Here is a 4,730-nt window from a genome sequence, read left to right as displayed (position 1 = left end):
GATGGGAGAGAGCATCTGGCCATGCATAGAAGCGGTCAGTGCCTTTTTCCGCCCCATGCGAAATGAAAACAGAAAGAGCAAACGAGTGTAGGTTATTTTTTATTCTGCATAGCAGGGATTTAGATGTCGAAAAATTAAAATGGATTTATATAGATCGTTTGACTAAAAATGAAATCATCATTATGATTTGCGTTTTTAGTTAAATTAAACAAAAAATGTCGAAGAAAAATAAATTAAAAAATAGAAAAGCAGGGTTTATCTATAGTTTGTAAAAAAATAACATAAAAAAAATGTCTATTATTGCGAATGTATTTACAAAGATAGAATAATTTGTAATAATTCTCAAAGTGAGATAAAGATTTGTAAATTACAGGGAGAAATTGTTAAAATTTCTGAGTATTCAAATTCAAACGCGATATACATTTGCAGTCTGAATGTATGGAGTGAAGAGTATGGAAGAACAATGAGGGGGATATGGATGCTTATAGCAAAACGGAAGTACACAATGGAAAAGCTTTCGCGTGATATTCGTATGAAGCGTGAAGAAATGATTCATTTAGGTTTAACGAATGGATTAGATAATACTGAAACCATTCAAGTGAGCCAAGAATTGGACAAGCTCATTTTACAGTATCAGCGCTATAAAGAAAAACAAACATCAAGATGGTCATTATATTTGAAGATACCCATTTTCCAAATAGGATATGGAGGGAAATCAAGTGCTTTTTGGAAAATATTTGTGACTGGTTTTATGAAATAAGTATAATTACCCTCCTGAGAGAAGGATAATTATACTGAATCTAATGGAAGTTCTATCTGAACGGTGGTTCCTTTATTTTCTTTGCTATCAATCAAAATATGTCCACCATACATTTCTATGATTCGTTTGCATATGACAAGTCCGAGGCCTGTTCCGGTATCTTTACTAGTAAAGAACGGATGAAAGAGGTGTTTTTGAATATGCTTTGGAATACCTTTTCCTGTATCAATAATTTGTAATTGCGCGTGCTCTTTATTACTGGTTACTATAATTGCCAATGTATCACCAGATGACATAGCTTCAATTGCATTTTTTGTAATATTTAAAATCACTTGTTTCATATGATCTTTTGAGCAGCGGATATGAACTGGGTAATCTGGTAAGTTCAAAGTAAACGTAATGTTATATAGATTTGCTTCGGATTGAATAATTACTGCAACCTCTTTGAGAATATCTCTTATATCGTATGTTTTTTCAGTAATTGCTGTCGGTTTACCAAGGATAAGAAATTCGCTAACAATTTCATTGATACGTTCTATTTCTTGCTCAATTATTGAAAAATAGAACTGATCTTGTTCATGGGTGTATTTTTCTTTTAATAGAGCAACGAGACCCTTAACTCCAGTGAGGGGATTACGGATTTCGTGAGCAGTACTAGCTGCAAAAGTCCCAACCAATTCAATTTTTTGCAGTTCATTTTGTTGCCTTTCCAATTTAGTTTGACGTTTCAGTAGAATATACTGAACGAGCAAAAATAAAATTGTCATTAAAAATAAAGTAACGAGACATTCTACTATGACCATTTGATATAAAGTCTGTTGATGAATAGGTAATGGAGAAACAGAAACGTCCCAATTTAGTTTTTGGAGTGGAGTAGAAAGCATGTTAGTATGCTGCCCGCTTGGTTCATTGTTATCATCCGTTAGAAAGACTACACCGTACTGATCGGTTACTTCGAAATGATATTGTGGTTTAATAGCATTTAAAGCAGACGATATATAATCAAAACGCAAACTGGCTAATAATAAACCGGAAATTTGCTTTTGTTTTGTAAAGATTGGTGTAGCAATCATAATAGCTTGATGTCCAAGAACACGATCTGTAATAACAGATGATACAGTTGTTTTTTTAGATTTAAATGCTTCTTGTATATAAGCTCGATCTGAGACGTCAATAGGTGTTGTTAGCCCTTCTGATGCGATTGTTATGAAACCATCTTTGTTTGTGTAATACAGTCCAGAAAAACGCTCGTCTTTTTCATCTGTATCATGAACAATTTGCTTGATGCCATCCATGTTTTCGGTACTGACGACCATAGCGAGCATTTCTAAGGCGGACATGGCTTCACCGAGATGACGATCTAGGTAGTCCCTATATAAAAATAAAGCAGTATGAGCAGTTTGTTTATTTTCCTGTTGCATGTGATAGGAGTGATAAGAGTACAAAGTCGCACCAATCCCTAGCGTTGGTAATATAACAAGCAGTATATAAAAAGCTATGCTTCGTAAATTTCCGTTCAAAGTTGCTACTCCTTCTTTTTTGTTATCATTATATATAAACTATGTTAAAATTGTCATGTTTTTATTCAAAGCATGATTGCCAGCAAGTATTATTATATGCATAAAAAATGTGGAAAGAAAGTAGAGAGAACAGAAAGATGAGTGAACAATCACTCGGAGACTGTAATGAAGAGTAATGAATCATTTTGTTTTGTAGAATGTCTTTAATTTTTAAGAATTTAAGTGAAGGATTGAAATTGTATGATATCGAATGATGAGCGAGAAGATATTTCTCAATCTTTAAAAGTATTTATTGCATTATCACGTGTACACCGTTCCGTTATGGATACTACAAATAAATCTATACGAAATAACGGACTAAATCCAACTGAGTTTGCTGTATTAGAATTGTTATATCATAAAGGGAGTCAACCGCTTCAACAAATTGGAGAGCGCATTTTAATTGCTAGCGGCAGTATTACATATGTTGTAGACAAGTTGGAAAAAAAGGGACTTGTGAAACGAATTCCATGTCCGAATGATCGACGTGTTATATATGCACAGTTAACTGAGGCAGGAGAAGCTCTCATCGATTCTATTTTTCCAAATCATGAAAAGGTTATACATCACGCCTTTGAGATGCTAACAAAAAAAGAGAAAAATGAATTGTTAACCTTGCTTAAAAAAATTGGAAAATATGAAAAATGAGAGGCATTCAAAAAAGCTTTCGACAGAAAATAATCTAAGGCTTTTTTTGTTTATCCCGCATGAACGGGCAGTCATACTCTCACTTCAAAATGCGGCGAAAGTATTGTCCAGCTCTAGCGGCTAGAATCTCCGGTCATTTTGCCCCCTCGGACGAGGCAAAAGGCGTCTCTCTGCCCTTGGCGTGGGCGTCCTGCGGTTCTGAGCGAGCCGCTTCCGCTTTTCTAAAGAAGTTAGTTGGGAGATAAACGATCTGTAAAAGTCCGATTGGTGAAGGTAATCATCAGTGGAGGATAAAAAACACTGATTAAAGTGTCACTTTATATTTCTGAAATTACATATAGAGAAAATATTAAAATTTCTGACGAATTTTGTTGAAGAATAAAAGGAGAATCGGAAATGGAAATGGAATTATAGTTAAGGATGCATATAATTTGAGAGGAGACACATTTATGTCATTTAAAGATTATGAATATAAACGCCCGAATACAGAAGAATTACAAGAAAAAATTACTACAGCTTTAGAACAATTTGAAAATGCGAAAACAGTAGAAGAACAAAAGCAAGCGATTGGTTTTATTAATAAGATTCGCAATGATTTTGGGACGATGGGAACGCTTTGTTCTATTCGACATTCTGTTGATACGACAGATGCTTTTTATAAAGAAGAACAAGATTTCTTTGATGAAGCTTATCCAGTTGCACAAGGATACGTAATAAAATATTATAAAGCATTGCTAAGCTCTCCGTTTCGTGCTGAATTAGAAGCTTATTATGGAAATCAATTGTTCGCGTTAGCAGAATGTGAATTAAAAACATATTCAGAAGAAATTGTGAAAGAATTACAAATGGAAAATAAATTATCTTCACAATACACACAGCTATTAGCGGCTGCAAAAATTCCGTTTGAAGGAGAAGAAAGAACATTATCACAGCTTATTCCTTTCATGCAAGGTACAGAAAGGAATACACGTAAAGAAGCGAGCGAAGCATACTATGGCTTCTTGGCCGAAAATGAAGAAGAGCTAGATCGTATTTATGACGAGCTTGTTAAAGTGAGAACGAAGATTGCGAAAACGCTTGGTTTTAAAAACTTTGTTGAACTTGGATATGCAAGAATGTATCGCACAGATTATAATGCGGAAATGGTTGCAAATTATCGTAAACAAGTATTAGATTACATTGTTCCCGTTGCAACGGAATTAAGAAATAGACAAAAAGCGCGCATCGGTGTAGAAAAACTAGCTTACTATGATGAAAACTTTGAATTTGCAACAGGTAATCCAACTCCAAAGGGAGATGCTGATTGGATTATCAATCATGGAAAGACGATGTATAAAGAATTATCAAAAGAAACAGATGAATTCTTCAACTTTATGTTAGATAATGATTTATTAGAGTTAGTTGCGAAAAAGGGAAAAGCTGGCGGTGGTTATTGTACATATATTGAAAATTATAAAGCGCCGTTCATTTTTTCAAACTTTAACGGAACGTCTGGTGATATTGATGTGTTAACACATGAAGCTGGTCATGCTTTTCAAGTATACGAAAGTCGCAAGTACGAAATTCCAGAGTATAATTGGCCAACGTATGAAGCGTGTGAAATTCACTCTATGAGCATGGAGTTTTTCACATGGCCATGGATGAAATTATTTTTTGAAGAAGATACAGATAAATACTATTTCTCTCATTTAAGTTCAGCATTGTTATTCTTACCATATGGCGTATCTGTTGATGAATTCCAGCATTATGGTATGCCAAGTTCT

Annotated in this window: 4 protein-coding genes; 3 read left to right on the top strand and 1 reads right to left on the bottom strand. The window is 34.3% G+C overall.

Features of this window, described 5'->3' with window-relative positions; translation table 11 throughout:
- Positions 1 to 478: 478 nt before the first annotated feature.
- Entirely contained in the window at positions 479 to 760 is a 282-nt protein-coding gene (locus COO03_RS22740; protein WP_097899303.1) for an aspartyl-phosphate phosphatase Spo0E family protein, read from the top strand.
- Between the two features lie 29 nt (positions 761 to 789).
- On the opposite strand, the gene COO03_RS22735 is transcribed toward COO03_RS22740, so the two are convergent.
- Positions 790 to 2,280 carry a DUF3149 domain-containing protein gene (locus tag COO03_RS22735; protein ID WP_097899302.1) on the bottom strand — a complete coding sequence of 497 codons (1,491 nt, stop codon included), beginning with the start codon at positions 2,278 to 2,280 and terminating at the stop codon, positions 790 to 792.
- A gap of 240 nt (positions 2,281 to 2,520) precedes the next feature.
- On the opposite strand from COO03_RS22735, the gene COO03_RS22730 reads away from it, so the two are divergent.
- Both COO03_RS22730 and COO03_RS22725 read left to right on the top strand, forming a co-directional pair.
- Positions 2,521 to 2,967 (top strand): MarR family winged helix-turn-helix transcriptional regulator, encoded by a 447-nt coding sequence (locus COO03_RS22730; protein ID WP_097899301.1) that lies wholly within the window; start codon positions 2,521 to 2,523, stop codon positions 2,965 to 2,967.
- Positions 2,968 to 3,416: 449 nt separating this feature from the next.
- Positions 3,417 to 4,730, top strand: a 1,314-nt coding sequence (locus COO03_RS22725; RefSeq protein ID WP_142316268.1) for a M3 family oligoendopeptidase, incomplete at its 3' end; no start/stop codon positions are given.

Source organism: Bacillus sp. AFS098217, from assembly GCF_002551815.1.
In the GTDB taxonomy this organism is placed as follows: Bacteria; Bacillota; Bacilli; order Bacillales; family Bacillaceae_G; genus Bacillus_A.
Note: the sequence above shows the minus strand (reverse complement) of the source record. Positions and strands in the feature narration are given on the sequence as shown.